The organism is Limnochordia bacterium, from assembly GCA_023230925.1.
GTDB lineage: Bacteria > Bacillota > Limnochordia > DUMW01 > DUMW01 > JALNWK01.
On sequence record JALNWK010000011.1, the window covers coordinates 1 to 20,562 of the forward strand.

The 20,562-nt window shown below is 49.2% G+C and carries 19 protein-coding genes; 12 read left to right on the plus strand and 7 right to left on the minus strand.

Annotated elements, in window-relative coordinates; translation table 11 throughout:
* Positions 1–242: 242 nt before the first annotated feature.
* From M0Q40_03700 to M0Q40_03710, 3 genes are read left to right on the plus strand one after another with little or no spacing between them, the layout of a single operon-like run.
* Positions 243–1,424, plus strand: coding sequence for a homocysteine biosynthesis protein (locus M0Q40_03700; protein MCK9221714.1), 1,182 nt, complete (start codon positions 243–245; stop codon positions 1,422–1,424).
* 20 nt (positions 1,425–1,444) lie between these two features.
* On the plus strand, positions 1,445–1,855 hold the full coding sequence (locus M0Q40_03705; GenBank protein MCK9221715.1) for a 4Fe-4S binding protein: 411 nt from the start codon (positions 1,445–1,447) through the stop codon (positions 1,853–1,855).
* A gap of 2 nt (positions 1,856–1,857) precedes the next feature.
* Positions 1,858–2,595 (plus strand): UPF0280 family protein, encoded by a 738-nt coding sequence (locus tag M0Q40_03710; protein MCK9221716.1) that lies wholly within the window; start codon positions 1,858–1,860, stop codon positions 2,593–2,595.
* A gap of 56 nt (positions 2,596–2,651) precedes the next feature.
* Here the strand turns inward: M0Q40_03710 and M0Q40_03715 are convergent, their stop codons facing one another.
* The gene (locus M0Q40_03715) at positions 2,652–3,929 is read right to left on the minus strand and encodes a malate dehydrogenase (protein ID MCK9221717.1); all 1,278 of its coding nucleotides are present in this window, start codon (positions 3,927–3,929) and stop codon (positions 2,652–2,654) included.
* A gap of 143 nt (positions 3,930–4,072) precedes the next feature.
* Here M0Q40_03715 and M0Q40_03720 point away from each other — a divergent pair, with 143 nt between their 5' ends.
* The 9 genes from M0Q40_03720 to M0Q40_03760 all read left to right on the plus strand — a co-directional run bounded on the left by M0Q40_03720 (position 4,073) and on the right by M0Q40_03760 (position 12,064).
* A complete protein-coding gene (locus M0Q40_03720) occupies positions 4,073–4,864 on the plus strand; it encodes an extracellular solute-binding protein (protein ID MCK9221718.1) in 792 nt (263 codons plus the stop codon).
* Between the two features lie 116 nt (positions 4,865–4,980).
* Positions 4,981–5,769 carry a class II aldolase/adducin family protein gene (locus tag M0Q40_03725; protein ID MCK9221719.1) on the plus strand — a complete coding sequence of 263 codons (789 nt, stop codon included), beginning with the start codon at positions 4,981–4,983 and terminating at the stop codon, positions 5,767–5,769.
* 188 nt (positions 5,770–5,957) lie between these two features.
* Positions 5,958–6,230 (plus strand): BMC domain-containing protein, encoded by a 273-nt coding sequence (locus tag M0Q40_03730; GenBank protein MCK9221720.1) that lies wholly within the window; start codon positions 5,958–5,960, stop codon positions 6,228–6,230.
* 24 nt (positions 6,231–6,254) lie between these two features.
* A complete protein-coding gene (locus tag M0Q40_03735) occupies positions 6,255–6,548 on the plus strand; it encodes a BMC domain-containing protein (GenBank protein ID MCK9221721.1) in 294 nt (97 codons plus the stop codon).
* Between the two features lie 106 nt (positions 6,549–6,654).
* Complete coding sequence (locus M0Q40_03740) at positions 6,655–7,326, plus strand: phosphate propanoyltransferase (protein MCK9221722.1); 672 nt, start codon at positions 6,655–6,657, stop codon at positions 7,324–7,326.
* 136 nt (positions 7,327–7,462) lie between these two features.
* A complete protein-coding gene (locus tag M0Q40_03745; GenBank protein MCK9221723.1) occupies positions 7,463–8,872 on the plus strand; it encodes an aldehyde dehydrogenase in 1,410 nt (469 codons plus the stop codon).
* 107 nt (positions 8,873–8,979) lie between these two features.
* A complete protein-coding gene (locus M0Q40_03750; GenBank protein MCK9221724.1) occupies positions 8,980–10,317 on the plus strand; it encodes a 4Fe-4S dicluster domain-containing protein in 1,338 nt (445 codons plus the stop codon).
* A complete protein-coding gene (locus tag M0Q40_03755; protein ID MCK9221725.1) occupies positions 10,314–10,862 on the plus strand; it encodes a BMC domain-containing protein in 549 nt (182 codons plus the stop codon). The genes M0Q40_03750 and M0Q40_03755 overlap by 4 nt, the downstream gene beginning before the upstream one ends.
* 17 nt (positions 10,863–10,879) lie before the next feature.
* The gene (locus tag M0Q40_03760; GenBank protein ID MCK9221726.1) at positions 10,880–12,064 is read left to right on the plus strand and encodes an acetate kinase; all 1,185 of its coding nucleotides are present in this window, start codon (positions 10,880–10,882) and stop codon (positions 12,062–12,064) included.
* A gap of 192 nt (positions 12,065–12,256) precedes the next feature.
* On the opposite strand, the gene M0Q40_03765 is transcribed toward M0Q40_03760, so the two are convergent.
* The 6 genes from M0Q40_03765 to gpr all read right to left on the minus strand — a co-directional run bounded on the left by M0Q40_03765 (position 12,257) and on the right by gpr (position 20,471).
* Complete coding sequence (locus M0Q40_03765) at positions 12,257–13,114, minus strand: carbohydrate ABC transporter permease (protein MCK9221727.1); 858 nt, start codon at positions 13,112–13,114, stop codon at positions 12,257–12,259.
* Positions 13,115–13,197: 83 nt separating this feature from the next.
* Entirely contained in the window at positions 13,198–14,172 is a 975-nt protein-coding gene (locus M0Q40_03770; GenBank protein MCK9221728.1) for a sugar ABC transporter permease, read from the minus strand.
* A gap of 20 nt (positions 14,173–14,192) precedes the next feature.
* On the minus strand, positions 14,193–17,108 hold the full coding sequence (locus tag M0Q40_03775) for an extracellular solute-binding protein (GenBank protein MCK9221729.1): 2,916 nt from the start codon (positions 17,106–17,108) through the stop codon (positions 14,193–14,195).
* Between the two features lie 240 nt (positions 17,109–17,348).
* A complete protein-coding gene (locus M0Q40_03780) occupies positions 17,349–18,314 on the minus strand; it encodes a sugar phosphate isomerase/epimerase (GenBank protein MCK9221730.1) in 966 nt (321 codons plus the stop codon).
* Between the two features lie 87 nt (positions 18,315–18,401).
* Entirely contained in the window at positions 18,402–19,223 is an 822-nt protein-coding gene (locus M0Q40_03785; GenBank protein ID MCK9221731.1) for a DeoR/GlpR family DNA-binding transcription regulator, read from the minus strand.
* A 201-nt stretch (positions 19,224–19,424) separates the two neighbouring features.
* On the minus strand, positions 19,425–20,471 hold the full coding sequence (gene gpr, locus M0Q40_03790) for a GPR endopeptidase (protein ID MCK9221732.1): 1,047 nt from the start codon (positions 20,469–20,471) through the stop codon (positions 19,425–19,427).
* Between the last annotated feature and the right edge of the window lie 91 nt (positions 20,472–20,562).

The following is a 20,562-nucleotide window of genomic DNA, read 5'->3' on the forward strand; positions in this document are numbered from 1 at the left end:
ACTTCGTCTGGTGGATTGTCGAACCTGTTCAACAGACTCAATGAAGGTACCACTTTCTAGCACGTAAGGAACCGAGCCGACTTGGAGATGGAGCCTCTACCCGCTAATCGTTGACTCACTCCCGAGCTCAATCTATATTGCTTGTGCTATTCTTATATGCTATCATAGATTAAATCATGTGGTATCCTAGATAACCCGTACAACCACTGATATTCTTTATATAGAAAGGCGGGGGATACAAAGTGGCCGTAAAGAAAACTTACGCACAGATTAATGAAAAGATCAAAGAAGGACGCGCCGTTGTAGTAACAGCAGAGGAAATCATTCCTATGGCCCAAGAACTTGGCTACGAAGAAGTGGTAAAAAGAGTAGATGTAGTAACAACTGCAACCTTTGGACCCATGTGCTCTAGTGGGGCGTTCCTAAACTTCGGACATTCGGATCCCCCAATCAAGATGGCTAAGGTATGGCTTAATGACGTACCGGCCTATGCAGGCCTGGCAGCGGTCGATGCCTATATCGGGGCAACTGAGCTTTCCGAAACCAAGGGAATGGCCTACGGGGGAGCCCATGTGATCGAGGATCTGATCGCGGGAGAACCAGTTATACTTAGGGCCACCGCCCCTGGTACCGACTGCTACCCGAAGACACGTATCGAAACCGTGGTTACATTAGATGACCTCAACCAAGCATATCTGTTTAATCCACGAAACGTCTATCAGAATTACGCAGCGGCTGTGAATACCTCGGACCATGTGTTATACACATATATGGGAACCCTATTGCCCAATCTGGCAAATGTCACCTACTCCACTTCGGGGGAGCTTAGCCCCTTGTTAAATGACCCGTGTTACCGCGCCATTGGTATCGGTACCCGCATATTCCTAGGTGGAGCGCAGGGTTATGTAGCATGGCAAGGCACCCAGCACAGCCCCAGCCAAAACCGAGGGGCGAATCAGGTACCTACTAGTTCAGCGGGAACCCTAGCTGTTATTGGAGACCTCAAGCAGATGGAACGTCGCTATCTAAGGGCAGCGGTAATGCACGAGTACGGCGTGACAATGTTCGTTGGTGTCGGCATACCAATCCCTATACTAGATGAGGAAATGGCCCGATACGTGTCGGTTCGAAATGAGGAAATCTATACAACCATTGTTGATTACAGCGTACCGCAGCGCAGTCGTCCCACCCTCGGTCAAGTCAGTTACAGTCAACTGCGAAGCGGTTCGATTCAACTCAACGGAAAGAGAATTAGAACCGCGAGCCTCTCAAGTCTCGTTGTCGCTAGAGACATAGCCGAGGAGCTGAAGAAGTGGATCCAACAGGGGCAGTTCCTTTTGCAGGAACCAATTGAATCATTGCCACAAGAAGGAAGAACAAAGCCCCTAGAAGTACGACCGGTTAAAACGGATAAAGTATCCTAGGCTAAGAGGAGGGTGTAAAAATGAGCAAAGCACGGGTTTGGTTAAGCTTCCCACCGGGGTTGGTCGACAAACCGCTGACCTATCGGTTGGTAAAGGACTATGATCTGGCAATTAATATACTAAGGGCAAAGGTAACACCGAAAGAGGAAGGACGGCTCCTAGTTGAGATTGAAAACTCAACCGATGCACGGATTGAATCCGGCTTGGAGTACCTGAAATCCCAGGGCGTTCGGGTGGAGTTAATCGGTACTGGGATCATTGTAAACACAGTAGATTGTGTTCACTGTGGCGCCTGTACCGCGGTATGTGCAAGCGGAGCTTTAAGCATCGAACCGCAAACAGCTCACCTCAAATTCGATGATACCAAATGTGTCGGATGTGAATTGTGTGTTACAGCCTGCCCCATATCTTGCATTGAAGCAAGTTTTTAGCTATGTATGTACCACGCACCTACCGCGCTAACCAAGATGATGGTGACCTTCACCATCTCAGAATCGCCGTTAGTGAAACAGACCTTTGGATCGGTCTTAGGGCTCCTGGGGATCTGTTACCCTGCATTCGTGAACAGGCGGAGGCTAAGGTATTAAGCCTCCGTCGTAATCTTAAGTCTCATATGGCCTTTCACCCTCACTTCAAAGACTCCTTGGTACCGCTCCCTTACTCGCAGGATGATCCTGCAATTGTAAAAAGAATGAGTGAAGCAGCAGCAAAAGTAGGCGTCGGTCCTATGGCTGCTGTAGCCGGAACCATCGCCGAGATGGTAGGGGAAGTAATTCTTTCAATGTGCTCCGAGCTCATAGTGGAAAACGGTGGCGACATTTTTCTCTTCTGCCGGCAAAGACGTCGAATTGGCATTCTGGCGGGTTCCTCTCCTTTGAGTGGCAAAATCGCGATCCTAGCACCAACCAACATCCCGGTTGGGATTTGCACCTCAGCAGGAACTTCCGGTCACTCATTAAGCATTGGCCGTGCCGATGCGGCAGTGGTAATGTCCCAAGATACCGCTCTAGCCGATGCAGCGGCAACAAAGGCAGGGAATCTGGTTCAGGAGGCCTCCGGGATCCAATCCGCGATAGAACAGGTAAGCAAGATACCCGGAGTAATGGGAGTGTTAATCATCAAAGACGACAAACTAGGTGCATGGGGTAACATAGAACTTGAACCCCTTTAAGCAGAATCGCCTGACTAGGCCATTTAACCTAATCAGGCTCATACGGCAATAGACTCCTAATCCTGGGGAAATCGTTGGTCCAATAGATGCTTATAATCGTCTATGTTCACGGGACGTCGTGCCAGACCGTCTTCCATGGCAGCAACAGCTACCGCCGGAGCAACCCAATGGATTACCCGAGGATCTACAGGTTTGGGAATCAGATAATCGTAACCAAAGCTCAGCTCCTTCACTCCATATGCGCACAGCACCTGCTTTGGAACAGGTTCTTCAGCCAAGGCAGCCAGGGCCTGGGCGGCCGCTACCTTCATCCCCTCACTGATCTTACGGGCCCGCACATCCAGGGCACCACGGAAAATCGACGGGAAACCCAATACGTTGTTCACCTGATTGGGATAGTCTGACCTTCCCGTAGCCACAAGGGCATCGGGGCGTAGACTCTTTGCTTCATCGTAATCAATCTCTGGATCGGGGTTGGCTAAAGCAAAGACAATGGGGTTCTTCGCCATTGAAGCCAGCATGTGGGGCTTTAGGGCACCTGCCACTGACAGACCAAGGAACACATCAGCACCCTTTATGGCATCATCGAGGGTTCTAGCCTCTGTTTTTGCCGCAAACTCCATCTTATAAGGATTCATGCCCGTGGACCGTCCTTGGAAAATGACTCCTTGGGAATCCACCATGACCAACTGCGCCTGCTCCACACCGAGACTGATTAGGAACTTACTACAGGCAATGGCCGCTGCCCCAGCACCATTAACCACTACTCTCACGTCCTGTAGTCTCTTTCCTGAGACTTTTAAGGCATTGAGCAAAGCAGCACCAGCTATAATCGCGGTACCGTGCTGATCATCATGAAATACCGGAATATCTAGGCTCTCGATCAACTCTTGTTCAATCGTAAAGCACTCCGGAGCTTTAATGTCCTCCAGGTTAATTCCTCCAAAGGTGGGGGCTAGTCCCTTCACTATCTGCACAAAATCCTTAGGATCCGGGGCGTCCAGTTCCAGGTCAAAAACGTCCACATCGGCAAATCTCTTGAATAGAACACCCTTGCCCTCCATTACCGGTTTGCTGGCCAAAGGACCCACGTTACCTAGTCCTAATACTGCGGTCCCATTGGAGATCACCGCCACAAGATTACCTTTAGCGGTATATTCAAACACCCGTTCTTCCTCTTCCTGAATCGCCCGTACCGGCTCAGCAACGCCAGGACTGTAGGCCAGGCTCAGGTCCTGCTGATTGATACAGGGTTTTGTAATCCTTATTTCGATCTTGCCGGGTCTTCCTTCTCGGTGATATCTTAATGCTTCCTCTTTCGATGTTCTTACCATCGTAAGCAGCTCCTTCCTGAAAAGAAAAGCTCATCTAGAGTTTCGCCACCAAAGACTGCTTTCCTGCAGTAGCAAAACCAGTAAGCAGGAAAACCAGCACGAATGTAGAAGATGTGATTTATGTCATCAAGGAGGTGACCCCGTTGGTTGATGCACGCACATCCAATCATGGTCACACACTAAAATGCATCGCTTGTCACAAGCCTATTCAAAACGAGGATATTACCTACTGTCCCCGCTGTAAGAGGCCACACCATAGTTCCTGTTGGGCCCTAAGGGGCGGGTGCGCCGCTGTAGGCTGCGGACAGTTAGCTGACACAGTAAAGCAGGATAAGGAAAAGAAGACCCGGATTCTACAGGAAGCGGCACGCAATCGCACGCGTCATCGTCGTACAACCATTGTCCTTGGTTGCGCACTGATTATCCTGCTAATCCTCATTGGCCGTCACAATTCGCCCCAGGTTGTAGATCGAGACATCATCGATATGATGACCGTGGTATTACCCTATTCTAAGGAGCAATCACTCGCCAGAATGGTGGCAGATTACAACAATACTGACGAGCAGTTCTTTATACGATGGCAATCCATCCACCCAAGTGTCTACGACCAAAAACTGGTTGTCCTAATCGGCAGCCGGGATGTTCCGGATATTTTCGTTTTGCGGGCTGAGGATTTGACCTTCTTTTCAGAAAAGGGCCTGTTACTGGCTTTGGATGAGTACTTCCTGGCCGACACTGCCCTAGCTGATGCAGTGGACAAGGAAACCCTCGGCCAATGGAACGGTCATGTCTATGCTCTCCCCTTTTCCGCTGGCAGGTTAATCGCACTCCATTCCGAGACCGAGTACCCAGGTACCGCATGGCACATCCTAGCCGGAATAATGAGGGAGCTTTACTCCTTACAGGAGCAATCCGAAAACCTCAATACAAATTAAAACCACATATCCTCAAAAAACATAAAGGAAATCCCGGATCAATGGCGAATGTGTCTGTTGAAACCAAAAAAGAACCAACAAAACCAAGATAATGACAGATCCGAGGAGGGAGCCAAGTGGCTTCAGAGTATGAGATCAAGCGCCAGATCATAGATATCGGCAAGCGGATCTACAGTAATGGATACGTAGCAGCTAACGATGGCAATATTAGTGTCAAGCTAAATGACAATGAGATAATTGCAACACCTACCGGTGTGAGCAAGGGATTCATGACAACAGATATGCTTGTTAAGGTAGATACTGAAGGTAACGTGATTTCCGGTAGGATGCGGCCATCTTCTGAACTGAAAATGCATCTGGCAGTGTATAGACAGCGGCCGGATGTGAATGCGGTTGTACATGCACACCCCCCTACAGCAACCGCCTTCGCGGTGGTAGGTATTCCTTTGAAAAAACCAATCATTCCCGAAGTAGTCATCAGCCTGGGGTGGATCCCCATCGCCAAATATGGAACCCCTTCTACCGATGAGATTCCCCAGGCCATCAGTCAACACTTGGAAAATCACGATGCCATCCTGCTCCAAAACCATGGAGCAATAACTGTGGGCGTTAACCTTGAAAACGCCTACTTCAAAATGGAGACATTGGAGCTTTACGCGAAAATAAGTCTTGCTGCCCGTCAACTCGGTGAAGCGCGGGTTCTACCATCGGAGGATGTGCAAAGACTTCTTGAACTGCGCAAGCAAATGAACGTACCCGGTCGCCACCCTGGCTGTATGGACTGCGGTGCTTGTAGCGTTCAAGATAATTGCGCTGCGGCAGCTAAAGACGAGAACCTTGTGGATATAATTACCAGGGTGACCCAGCAAGTATTACTTGAGGAAGCGGCAAAGACAAAAGGATAGTCCTCAACCCCCGGATTCGGGGGAACGCAACAAAGTCGTCCTCTACCTAAGGGTCATGTCAGAAGCAAGGATTCTTAGTTTGCACAACTAAGTAGCTATACGGACTTCCAGTCATTTTCTCAGGGAGGAGGAGCGCGAACATTATAGTACAACTGGTTCCTTAGGTTCTTCTAGAAAGGGAGTGTCCCATGGCACAGAAAGCAGTTGGCCTGATCGAAGCAGTAGGATGGGCTGCATGCCTCGAAGCGGCAGATACAGCCCTCAAAACCGCAAATGTGAACCTGATTGGTTTTGAAAAAGCCAATGGAGGCGGCAGGATTGTCGCCCGGATAGAAGGTGATGTAGCCTCTGTACAAGCTGCTTGCGATGCAGCTGTGGCTGCGGCCAACAAAGTAAATACGGTTTTTGCGTACCGGGTACTCGCCCGCCCTGCAAAGGAAATCAGCAAACTACTACGATAGGACACAAAAGGAGGATATTCTGACATGGCAGGTAATGCATTGGGAATGATTGAGACTCGCGGATTGGTCGCTTCAATCGAAGCAGCTGACACAATGGTTAAAGCAGCTAATGTTATTCTTGTCGGATATGAAAAAATCGGAAGTGGCTATGTAACGGTAATGGTACGGGGTGAGGTCGGTGCTGTCCGGGCGGCCGTCGATGCAGGCACCGCCGCCGCAGAGAAGCTTGGTGAAGTCATTGCAACCCACATCATTCCTCGTCCCCATGATGATGTAGAAAAGACTCTTCCTTGCTTTGACCAACCGGCCAAGAAATAGGTGCTATCAGGCCTTTAAAGCGGGCATAGGTCCTATTTCAGCAGCGGGATGGGATCCATTGGGCTTGTGCCAGTGTGACTAACGACTAAGCAAGGGTGGAATACGGATGGACGAGAGACAGCTAGTACAGGAAATCACCAGACGTGTGCTCTCCATCGTGCAGACCAACGGCAAATCAATAGAACCGAAGGTTGATACTATACCGGTAGGTGTATCAGTACGTCATGTACATATTTGTCAAGCAGACCTGGAAAAGCTGTATGGACCTGGAGCCAGTTTGCACAAACTACGGGATCTTTACCAACCTGGGGAGTTTGCTGCAGAGGAAACAGTGACGTTAATCGGACCAAGAATGCGCTCAATTGAAAACGTACGTATTCTAGGTCCTATGCGCGTTCGGACACAGGTTGAAGTCTCGCGTACTGATGCCATTACCTTAGGACTAAACCCACCTGTTCGGCCATCGGGGAATCTGGCAGGTTCAGCAGCGATTACGCTCGTAGGTCCAGCAGGATCAATAACTCTAAAAGAGAGCTGTATTCTGGCAAATCGGCATATCCATATGACGTCAATCGAGGCAGCTCTTTTTGGCGTAGAAGATGACGACCTAGTAGAAGTTGAAGTTGCCGGAGAGAAAGCATTGGTTTTCCGAAGGGTGCAAGTGCGGGTAAAGGACACGTTTAAGCTACAGATGCACCTTGATACCGACGATGCCAACGCAGCGGGCATTAACTGTGGGGCCCAATGCAGAATTATTGGCCCAGACTCCGGGAGATAAATGGTGCTCTCCCGGAGTATCCCAAAACCGAAAGTTCTCTCGTTGGCTCACATTACTGGTACGTTCGAACAGTACCGTTCCCAGATTGGGAGGTGACTCAAACCGCAGTTTCTCAGCGGAAACCGGTTTATGCGCTATGGAAATCGATGAAAAGAGAATTGCTGCAATAGTAGAACAAGTGGTTGCTAAGATGAAGTCAACCCAAGCAGAGAAGACCAAGTTGCATTCAAGTACGTCAGCGATGGGTATTTACTCCGACTTGGATGAAGCACTTAATCGCTGTGCCACCGCACAGCAACAATTCATGAGTCTTTCTTTGAGTAAACGAGAGCAGATCATTGCCGCGATCCGCAACGCTGGAATAGACAACGCGGAGTATTTTGCCCACATCACCCATGAAGAGACCCGTCTAGGCAGATACGAGGACAAGATCCAGAAAAACATAAACGCAGCCAAACTAACACCTGGCATGGAGGTCCTCACACGAAGGATCATTGGTGGGGACGACGGAGTTACAATAATCGAGCATGCTCCTTTTGGACTTATTGTCTCCATAACCCCCACTACCCACCCTACCCCATTCATCATTAACCATGCCATCATCATGTTGGCAGGGGGCAATTCTGTCTTCTTCTGTCCCCACCCCCGCGCCCAAAACTGCACAAGAACAGCAATTACGGTGCTGAACAAAGCCATTGTTGAAGCGGGAGGCCCTTTGGATCTCCTAACAGCATTAGATAAGGTAAGCATGGATGCCGTACAAGCAGCTTGCACCCACAAGCTAACCTCCATGGTCACCGCTGCCGGGGGCCCAGGAGTTGTGGACATGGCCCTAAGCTGTGGGAAGAAGGCCATTGCGGCCGGCCCTGGGAATCCCCCGGTGGTTGTCGATGAGACCGCGGACCTGGCTAACACGGCAAGGGACATCGTTGCCGGTGCAAGCTTTGATAACAACATCCTCTGCATAGCCGAAAAAGAGATCTTCGTAGTAGATGCAGTGGCCGATCAGTTTATACATGAGTTACGAAAAAACAAGGCTTATGTTGTCGAGCAGAGCAATCAGATCGAACAGCTGACAAATCTCCTGGTTAAGGATGGACATATTAATCGGGACTATGTGGGACAAGACGCCGACAAGATTCTAGCCCAGATCCAAGTACCTGTGGATCCAAGCGTCCGTCTAGTGGTTTTTGAAACCGACTTTGCACATCCTTTAGTAAAAATTGAGCAAATGCTGCCGGTTCTGCCCATCGTTCGTGCCCGTGATTTCTCCCACGCACTCCAGATGGCTATTGAAGCAGAGCAGGGACTTGGTCATACTGCGGTGATCCATTCCTCGGATATTCACCGTATTACCCAGTTTACACGAGAGGTAGGAGCTGGTCTTACTGTGGCTAACGGTCCCTCGGGGACAGCCCTTGGAGTGGGTGGTGCCGCTGAATTCGCCCATACAATTGCCGATCCTACTGGGGAAGGTATTGTAACCGCTAAGCATTTTACCCGTGAGCATCGCCTGACCATTAACGGAGCATTGAATATCTCCTAGAGGACCAGAAAGCACCTGCTTAGCAAATATAGACCCGATAGAAAGGAGGAAGGCGCATTCCTCCACCACGGGGTAAGCTCAGATAGTTGGTCGCGCCTGATCACCTAATGGCAACAAGAGATTTCTTAGAACAGGTTAAATCGGCGGGGGTTGTGGGCGCTGGTGGCGCTGGTTTTCCAACCCACGTCAAGCTAAACACACAAGTGGACCATCTTATTATCAATGGGGTGGAATGCGAGCCTTTACTCCGGGTAGATCAGGAGCTTATGGCCGCTTTTCCCTTTGAGCTAATGGAAGCAGCAAAGGCAATCAAAGAACACCTAGGCGCAACCCATGGACATTTTGCACTGAAGGGCCAATATAAACAAGCAATCGCTGCGCTTCAACCCCACATCCAGCCTTTAAACGATTGGGACTTAGTAAAGTTAGACAGTTTCTATCCGGCTGGTGATGAACAGGTCCTGGTATATGAGGTTCTCCAAACCGTTGTGCCTGAAGGCGGCATCCCACTAAACGTAGATGCTGTGGTTCTCAACGTTGAAACCCTGCTAAACATCTATAACGCACTACAAGGGCAATCCGTAACAGATAAGTACCTCACGGTGACAGGAGCGATTGAGGAACCCATGACCCTAAAGGTTCCCATTGGAACCCCAATCAGTAGCATCCTCCACCAGGTCGCCGCAAACACCAATGGTATTGTGATCATTGATGGTGGGCCAATGATGGGGAAAGTAGTATCCCCGAGCGATTCCGTTACCAAGACCACCAAGGCAATTATCATTGTGCCCGCGGGACATCCTCTTCTCGGGTACAAAATCGTAGATAATACCCGTGTAATCCGGGCTGCTATGTCGGTGTGCTGTATCTGCCGTCAATGCACTGATATGTGCCCAAGATACCTTCTCGGGCACGGCCTAGAGCCCCACAAGACTATGACCGCAGTAGCCTACGGAAAGCCATTTAGCGCCAAAGCGATCACCCAAGCCTTCCTATGCTCAGAATGTGGAGTTTGTGATGCCTATGCCTGTCCCATGGGCTTGAGCCCTAGGGCTTTACATGTCATGCTGAAACAACAGTTGACTGCTGGTGGAATCAAAAACCCCCACCATGCTATTGTCGAGCAATCCCGTAGGGAACGTTCCTATAGACAGGTTCCTACCCTTCGCCTGCTGAATCGATTGCGTCTGACTCAATGGGACGTGCCAGCACCTCTTCGTCTTGACACGTGGGAAATATCCGAGGTACGTCTTCCTCTTAAACAGCATATCGGGCAACCAGCGGTAGTCACCGTATCAATAGGGGAACAGATCACAAAGGGAGACCTAATCGCCACAGCTCCTACTGAAGGATTAGGAGCTTCTATCCATGCGAGCATTACAGGTACTGTTATTAGCACCAATCCGGATGTGGTAATCCGGGCAGAAGGGAGGGCTCTACCTTGACTAGAGCATTAGGACTAGTTGAAGTACAAAACATAACACGGGGCTTATCCGTAGCAGATACCATCTGCAAAACAGCACATATTCAGCTGCTTACCGCCATGCCCGTCTGTCCCGGTAAATTCATTATCCTTTTCTCCGGAGACGTAGCTAGTATTCAAGCGGGGCTTAGTGCCGCCAGAAAGCAGGCTGCCGACGCCATCGTCGATGACCTCCTGTTAGCACGACTACATCCTTCGGTCTTTCCTGCCCTTACCGCAAGCACCAACATCGATTCCCTAGGAGCCCTTGGTGTAATCGAAACATATACCGTTGCGTCGGCAATTCTCGCAGCTGATACCGCAGCAAAGGCGGCCGATATTGGCCTCATAGAGATCCGTCTAGCCCGGGGTATGGGCGGGAAATCCTTTGTATATTTTACCGGCGATGTTGCCTCAGTAACCCTAGCCGCGGATAAGGCGGCATCATCCTCAATTGAACAGGGTCTCCTCTTGGAGAAAACGGTAATTGCGGCCCCTGATCCCCAACTATGGAAGCAGCTGCTTTAGAAAGGAGGAGTATCACCGTGCGTATTCTCGTACTTAATTGCGGAGGCTCATCGATCAAACTAAAGGTCTTTGATCTACCCAGTGAACGCGTCCTGATTCAAGGGTCAGTAACTAGGCTGGGCAAGGAGGACGCTTTCCTAGTCATTTCCTCACCAGAGAAAACCTACGAGCAAGTCACCTCCATACCGGACCATCGAGCAGGGCTCATACTTGCCCTTGAATCTCTAGCTACCGGTTTCTGTGACTTATCCACAATTGATGTAATAGGGCATCGACTTGTACATGGTGGTGAAGACTACTACCAGCCGTCCTTTGTGGATGATGGGCTCAAGACGGCATTGGAGAAATACGCTGAGCTTGCACCCCTCCATAATCCTCCCAATCTCATTGGAATCCGTCTATGCGAAGAGTTCTTTCCCCAACTACCCCAAGTAGGCGTCTTTGACAGTGCTTTTAACCAAACCCTTGCACCTAGTACCTACATCTATGCAATCCCCTATAGATACTATGAGCAGTATCGGATCCGTCGCTACGGTTTTCACGGTATCACATTTCATTACATGACGTCTCGGGCTGCAGAACTTCTCCATCGCCCCTTGGAATCCCTGCGTATTGTTTCCCTAATGCTAGGTAGCGGTTGCACTGCCAACGCCTGTAAATTTGGACGCTCGGTGGAAATAAGTACTGGTCTGACACCTACCGAGGGTCTCGTCCAGTCCACCCGCTCCGGAGACATTGACCCCTTGGCCGTGACCTACATTATGAAAAAAGAGGGCCTCACTTCCCAGCAAATGGATAATCTTCTCAACAAGGAAGCGGGCTGGCTTGGAATTTCTGGAGTAAGCAATGACATGAGGGAAATAGAACAGGCCGCTAAAGACGGGCACGCCAGAGCTCAGCTGGCCATTGATGCCTTCACCCATCGTTGCCGCAAGTACATTGGTGCCTACGCTGCTGCTATGGGCGGTATCGATGTCCTCATCTTCAGCGGTGGCGTTGGGGAAAAATCTTCCGCCCTACGGGCCCAGATCTGCTCAGGCTTAGAGTTTCTCGGGATAGACATAGACCCTCATAGTAATGAACAATGCGAAGACGAAAGACTCATCTCCACTGCCAACTCACCGGTCGCGGTATTTGTCATTCCTACAGATGAGGAACTTGTCATCGCCAGAGAGGCCTATTTGCTTTGCACCACTTCCTGAAACCGCACTAAGGGCCCCAAAAACCCCAATTCGAAGGCCATCCAACGGCCTATGGATGCCATGAGCTTGAACGTAATTGCTCGGCTCATACTACCAACTCTTTCTAGCCATCCCATTCCCAGACACTCCAACAAAACAAGGGCACCCTAGAAACCTTGGGTGCCCTTCAACGCACTATTATCCTCTACTTCTTTACGCCTTAATCCCGGAGTACGCCATGGTACTTAATACCTGGCTCTGCAAAATCAGGAAGATAATAATCACTGGTGCCGTCATCAACAGCGAAGCGGCAGCGGCAGCGCCCGCTCGACCAATACCGCCACCAGCGATAGTCTGAATGGCGACCGGCAAGGTCTTCATCGCCTCAGTCCGCATATATACCACAGGCGCCCAGGCGTCATTCCAAACACCCATAAACGCAAAAATCGTTACCGTGGCCCACGCGGGCTTGGCAAAGGGCACAACCACCTTCAGGAAAGTATCTAACTCCGACGCTCCGTCTACCTTCGCAGCATCAATAAGCGAGTCAGGTATCTGCATCATAAACTGACGCATCAAGAACATGCTCATTGGCGCCGCCAGAGCTGGCAAGATCAACGCCCAATACTTATCAATAAGGCCGAGGGCATTAATAACCAAATAACCTGGAATTGTTGTTACCGCGCCGGGAAACATCAATGCAGAAACAATCACGTTAAAAATGAAATCCCGCCCCGGCATGCGATGGTGCTTCGCTAAGGGATATGCACACAAACTAGAAATCAGCACACTACCCAGTACTACGACGACAGAAACAAACACACTATTGAACAAGTATCGCGAGAAAGGCACCCAGGTGCCAGAGGTAGCAACTAGCAAATCCGAAAAATTATCAAGTGTTGGGTTCCGCACGAAAAACCGTGGTGGGAACAGGAACAATTCATCCAACGGCTTGAAGGCATGCGAAACCATAAATATTAGTGGAAGTAATTGGAAGACTCCTAAAGCCGTCATCAAAATAAACAACAGACTTCTTCCGGCCCCAAACCCTTTCTTCTGTACCACTGCCATCCGAAAAGACCTCCTCTGTTTACATAGACATCACAGCATCAGGGAAGCAACACTGCTTCCCTGCTTCTTTTCCGTATGAAAGACTAATAGTCGCCCTTGGTGGAAAATACCCTCATCAGCACCCGGTTCAAAGAAAATGTGACAACAAATAACACCATCGCAATCGCGGATGCATATCCTAGTTCGTACCTGATAAAGGCATAGTCATGTAAGTGTGCAACTATGGTATGCGTAGCGTACAGCGGACTAGGTAGACCTGTCAATGCTACAGCCACGCCGAACACGTTAAAGGAGCTGACCACGGCCATCACCGCTCCGAAGAGCAGCTGTGGTTTCATCATGGGCAACGTAATAAACCAGATCTCCTGTGCTTTGCTTCTGACTCCATCAATTGCACCGGCTTCATATAGCTCCTCCGGAACTGTCTGCAACCCTGCTAGCATCGCCAAGAAGCCCGCTCCCATACTCATCCACAGAGAAACCAATATAACCACCGGCATCTGCGTTGTAACATCTTTCAACCATAGAAATGGCTCCCTCAAGATTCCGAGGTTAATCAGAAAGTTATTGACTAACCCATAACGGTCACCGGAAAAGAAGTACTGCCATATAACACCCATAGCAACACCGGATGTCATTGACGGTGCGTAGAACGCCAGTGTATAGGCTAATCTGGCCCTCTTCAATTGGTTAATCAACCATGCCATCAAGAATGAAGCAAAGTATCCCACTGGACCACTAATAATCGCAAACACCAAGGTGTTCTTGATCGCGATCAAGAAGATATCGTCTTCCAAAAACAGCAATCGATAGTTCGTCCAGCCGATCCACCGAGGTGGTTCCAATACGTTAAAATACGTAAAGCTTAGGTACACCGCAGCCAACACCGGACCCACCGTAAACAGTAGAAACAAGATCAGATACGGAGCCATGAACAAATACGACAGCCTATGCTTACGAATATTTTTCCCTAGATCCTTCAGCTTCTCTCCAAACGAGAGCTGAACGGTCTGAAGACCGCCAGCCTTACTTCCAACTTCAACCTTTTGCTCAGCCACAATCTGTCACTCCCTTCAGCCTACTTCGAGTCGCCTAGGAGATCGTCAGCACTGGTGATACCGAACTCCTCTTGCTTCCTCTGTAGTTCTCGGTTAATCTCACGAACAGCCTCTTCCAATGCTTCCATGGCGTTCCAACCTTGTAAGACTACCCGGTTCCACGCATTGTTTACGTGCCGATCCGTGTAATAACCGCCCAACACAACAGGAATTTCCTGGAACCACTCCCACTGCTCCAAAATCGCCTCAATATCTCGACGCGGCCACGGGAGCGACTGCAATGCCTCGACGTTGGCTGTATTCCATCGAGCTTCCACACCGATTAGCGCCTCTAGCTCAGTTCCATATCGAGCTTGCACCTCAGCGCTGGTCCACCACTTTAGGAACTCCCATGCAGCTTCGGGATCCTCACAGTCTCTCATGATCACCGCAACCTGGGACGAACCTCCTGCGCTTCTGTCGATGACACCGCCATCCTTCATATGGCCTGGCATAGGAGCCATCTCCCACCAACCAGTAATCTCAGGCGCAGCAACAGAAAGCTGTGTATAGACTCCATAGCCAGCAATCCCAATGGGAATCTCGCCACTACGCATCCTCATGTAGAAGTTTGCCTCCATCGGTATCCTGTAACTTGTATACAGATCCGTGTACTCCTTAAACGCCTGCAATGCCTCTGGTTGGTCTAATGCAGACTTCAACCCATCATCGGTATAGTACTTCCCACCCCGTTGATAGAGGAATGGCATGAATCCACCGGCATAGTAGAAGTCTAGACGATTGGCATGGAGGGTTGGAATCATCTTGTAGACGTCCTCCCAAGTCTGTGGAGGCTCGAGATCCAACATTCCTAGAATGTCCGTACGGTAAAACATCATGGAAAAATCCTGGTTCTCAGGTATGGCATACACTCCATCCCGGTACTGGAAGGGAGTCATGGCACCTGGTCGGAACCGAGTGATTACCTCCTCGTAATCCTCAAACTCGGAAAGGTCGACTAACCCATTTCGAATCGCAAATTCAACCGGCATCGTCGGTGGAACACCCATGGCAATATCGGGACCCTGCTGAGCCACGGAAGCTAGCAAAAGAACCTGGGTCTGGTTAGAAGGAAGGACGTTCATGTTTACGTGTATGCCTGTCTCAGGCGTAAAGGTCTCTTCGGCCATCTCCTTAATAATCTGGGTCCACTCTCTGCCGCGTAGCGACCAAACCTCAAGAACCCTACCTTCATCGTGGTAACTACCAACACCAGTATAGTCCTTGGCGAACGAGTCCTTGAAGTTAAAGAAGCTAAGTGACCATCTTTCCCAGGTACTAGACTTACCACGTGGCTCCGGCACATCCGGTCCGGAAAACGCAATATAATCTAACCGTAATGGTTTTTCCTGAAGCTCCAGAATCCACGTTCCAAGGGACTGCTGGTTACCTTGGAACCGTTCTAGACCCATCACCATGCGGTCAGGCTTATCCAAGAATTGATCAAGCTGTTCAAGAACAATTAATATGCTGTTAGCGATAATCGGTCGTTTACCACCAGCTAACTCTGTAAGGAAGTCAACTTCAGCGGCTAAGACGTCCCGTATTTCCTGTAATTCGTCTACTAGGCCCGGAATACGCTTCTCTAACTCCCATTCCATATTGGGGTCCGGGTTTCGTCCAACTAACATGCTAATTCGGTGGCCCAATTCTGCCATTCTCCGAATAGTACTGGTGAAAACATGTACCGTACGGCTTACTTCACCGGCTTTAACCACCATACTAAGGGTATGCTCACCCGCTTCAAGTGGAATCAGATAAGGAACACCGTCTTCATCAGCAAAGCTTTCAACCCGCCAATGCTTATCCCGATAAAATCGAACCTCTTTCATTTCCTCGAAGAGAAACTGATCATCTACGCGAATCGAACGAATTGACGGTAGGTGCCCATCCTGGTACACCCGCATTGATAGCTTGTAGAATCCGGTTTCCGGTACAGTAAAACGCCACGTGACCTCTTGGTTCCCGAGCCGCCAGCGCCATCCACCAAACTCGTTCAATCTCCACTGTCCCGCTGCAAAAGGCTCAGATAATGGATCGGAGCCAAATTCACGACGAAGGGTAGCATCACTTTTCACATAAGTATCCTCCGCCTGGAACTTGACAAGAACGTTGTCTACTTCCTTGTATCCTTTGGCCCGGTATTCATTTAACACCTGTTCATAACTAGGTATCTGTTCAAGTCCACCGAGCACGATGGTGTCCAGCACAATTGGCTCACCTAGAGCTTCAAGTCGGATCGTATGTGTTCCGGCCTCAAAGTAAAACAAAACAGGATCAAGGTAAAGACCATCCGGATCATATAGGTCTGTATTCATCCAGCGCTTAATCTCAACTTGTGTAGGCTGTACATCATTACCCCGATTGTCCTGGATTGGAGGTGCGCTATCCACAAACAGACGATTAAACTGAAAGCGACGTGCTTCCCTAAAGGGATATTCACCGTTGATTTTCATGGAGCGGCGAATCGGCGCACGCTTCCCTTCAATCGGATAGTAGGTAAAGTTCATGCTATAAAGACCCGATTTAGGTATTTCGACGGTCCAATCGACCCAAGTCTCGTCCTCACGCCAGACTAGGAATTCCCCTTGACGCCCATCTAACTCGTCAATAACTTCCAAGGTCTGTGAGTTGGTATCGGAATAATCCACTGCTTTGATAACAATTTCAGTGTCAGTAACTTGGTAGCCCTGTTCCTCATAAAGCCCTAACATATTCCAGTAGGGTTCTTCGGGCAACTCAAAGAGACTGGACCGTACGTCAGCGGATGCATAGACTAAGTTCATACTGAATTGCAGTGATGCAATCAGGATTAATAACATACCTAACATTGCTAAAGTAGCTACCGCAAAGCGTATGCGCCGCTTGTCCGGAACTTTTGTGTTAATCGCAGCCAATTAGACAACCTCCTCTTTCATAAATCAACCCATAGTCCAACCAGGATACTGACCTGCTTGAAGAAAGACATTGAGAACAAGGCCCGACATAACTACAATATTCAACATTGCATCCGCTTATCCATAGTATCCAGATGGATCTAAACGTGCCAGGCTTACTAATATCTTGTACCATTATAGTTTTTTGGGCAATTCAAGTCAAGCCACCGGTTGGTATGAGGCTGATGGGGCTCTGACCTACTAAGCCCACCACATTTCTCCTGCGGTCTCATAAATAAGAACGTTCTTTAAGAACTGTACGGCCTTTTCAAAGCCTTCACTAGGCGTCATTAGGCTATCTTCATGTTCAATACTCAGTACGTAATCATAGCCAACTAATCTAAGGTTGCTGACAATATCATTCCATACAGATTCTGAATGACCATAGCCCACTGTGCGGAAAATCCAGCTTCGATTTATCTCATCGCCATAGTGTTTGGTATCCAAAACACCATTGCGCGCCGTGTTAATTGGATCAATGCGGCAATCTTTTGCGTGAACGTGGTAAATGGCATCACCAAGTTCTCGAATTGTCGCAATTGGATCCATCCCTTGCCAAAACAGATGGCTTGGATCATAATTGGCACCAATTACAGGACCAACAGCATTTCGGAGCTTCAAGAGGGTCTCCGGGTTATATACTAAAAACCCTGGATGCATTTCCAAACCAATCTTCTCTACCCCGTGGTCCTTAGCAAACTGCACCTCTTCTTGCCAAAATGGAATAGCAGCCTCTTCCCACTGCCATTCTAAAACTTTGAGGAAATCATCCGGCCATGGGCAAGTAACCCAGTTTGGGTACTTAGCATTTGGCCCTTCACCTGGACACCCAGAGAACGTAAGTATAGTATCAATGCCCAGTTTCTCTGCAAGTAGAATTGTCTTCCGCTGTACATCACGATGGGCCTTAGCCACTTCCTCCTGGGGATGAAGGGGATTTCCATGGCAACTCAAGGCACTAATCTGAATCCCCCGCTCATCGAAAAGTCGCTTCCATTTCTTGAGCTTGCCCGAATCTGCAAGAAGTTCGTCCACCGGACATTGGGCATTGCCTGGGTAGTTACCCGTACCCACTTCTATTGCGTCCAACCCTAATGACTTAATATAGTCAAGGGTTTCAACCAAGTTCTTCTGCGAAAAAAGCGCATTGAACACACCGAGTTTCATTGAAAAACCTCCCCTAACATATGCCTAACAATAACACAGCCTCCCACAGAGGCCGTGGTTATTGCTTTGTTACTGTCTGTATTCGACCTAAATGGACATATTCCTGCCCGGAGGGTACTCTTTTTTCCTGGTAATCGGTGCACTGCCCGTTTTTGCTTGCACTACCCTGATACCTCGCTCCCGCATTTTCATAAGCCACTCGACGCTGGTCTTACTATCTGTAATTACGCAATTGATCTGGTCTAAATGAACAATATTACAGAAAGCAATGCGCCCAAATTTTGAGTAATCCACAACAACAATGGTTTCCTTGGCCGCCTTGACCATCAGTCGCTTAATCTCGCTGTCTACCTCGCTGGCATCAGTCAGTCCATGTTCGTCGGTAATCCCCTTGCAGGAGAAAACTGCCTTGTCTACGTGAAATTGACTAATTGTCTTTGTTGCTACCGGACCTATGAACCCCAAACTGGTATTGCAGAGAGTACCACCAACTCCAATAACTCTAATGTTAGGGTAAGCCGCCAGTTCTCCTATAATTCGCAGCGAATTTGTAACCACGGTTATATTCTTCTTCTGAACCAGCCGCTGCGCCGTATACAGGGCAGTACTGCTTGCGTCAAACATGATCGTATCTCCATCATTAATGAGCTCAACTGCCTGTAGCGCAATACTGGTTTTCTCTATCGGATTCTTGACTTCTCGGACATGGTATGGCAGCTCAAAACTAGAACCAACCCCAATGGCTCCCCCGTGGACTCGTCTGACCAATCCCTGCTTTTCCAGTTCCTCTAGGTCACGTCGAATAGTCTCTTCTGTAACACCGAATAACTCACTTAGGTTTGAGACCCGCACCGTACCCCATTTTTGAACTTCGTTCAAAATCCCTGCTCGGCGTTGCTCTCCGAGCATAGTGGACCACCTCTAAACAACAGATTTGCCCTTTCAGGCCCTTACATACTTCTGCAGGCCTATGTAGATTTCCTGCCTAAATCATATCTGGTAAGACCAAGCGGGTTCATATTGGCAACGTTATTCCCCCAGTCTGTGGTGAATGGGGGACCGTTCGGTAGGGCACATCCGTACCCTACCTTCTCTTAAGAATATCGTGCATTACTGAATATATTTTAGTACCTCATTCAAATCCACTTGCTCATGTAAACAGGCGTTAAGGCCACCGGCCAATACATCGGCAACATCATCGATGAGAACGTCGATCTCTTTTGGCGTCACAATCATGCTTCCCATGTAGGGCGTCAATAGCTGCTGGATAACTTGTTTACGCTGGTTACTGCCGCCTTCTTTGGAAGCTGTTCGTTCAGGGTGTGTGATCATTCTTGGATCCACGTGTAGGCTAGTAGCACGTGGAACATCTTCGTCTTGTTCAAAGGCCTCTGGACCTTCCTCCAATATCCGTAGTCCGTCATTGATAATCGTTGTAGCATGAATAACCGTAGGTACCCCAATCGAGACCACCGGGACCCCTAAGACTTCCGGCGTAATGGCGAGGCGTCGGTTACCCACTCCTGCACCCGGATTTATTCCTGTATCGGATATCTGGACTGTACTACATAAACGCTTCGAGCTCCGAGAAGCCAAAGCATCAATGCAGATGACTAGGCCCGGCTTGATCCTTTGTGTAACACCGAGAATAATCTCGCCTGTTTCGATTCCAGTAAGCCCCAGGACTCCCGGCGCTAAGGCGGCCACCGGTCTTAGCCCTCCTCTTCCCTCTGCAGGCACCAATTGGTACAGATGCCTTGTTACCATTATTTTGTTTACTACCTTTGGGCCCAGGGCATCAGGTGTAGCATTCCAGTTGCCCAAGCCAATTACCAGTACCACTGCCGAGGTATCCAGGTCCTTGGTATATCGGGTGAGTTCCTTTGCCAGAAGCTGACTTACCTCTTCCCTCGTTTCCACATCTCTCTGACGAAGGCCCTGGGCCTCTATCGTTGTGTAGTTTCCCGGTAGTTTGTTCATCATTTGTGCCCCGACCTTGGACTTGATGAAAATGCGGGTGACGGTAGCGGTTTTCCCTTCTTCCTTGTACACTTCCACCCCAGGTATTTCAGGTGGACCTTCTTCTTTAACGAAAAGTTCCTGGGCTTCTATGGCCAGATCGGTTCTCGTATCCAAATAGTCATACTCAGACCACATATTATGCACCTCCACTCTACAATATAGAATGTCCAATCCCGCAGAGCTTTATCCCGTACCCTTCCCGCATAATGGCAGGGCCTAAAAACAG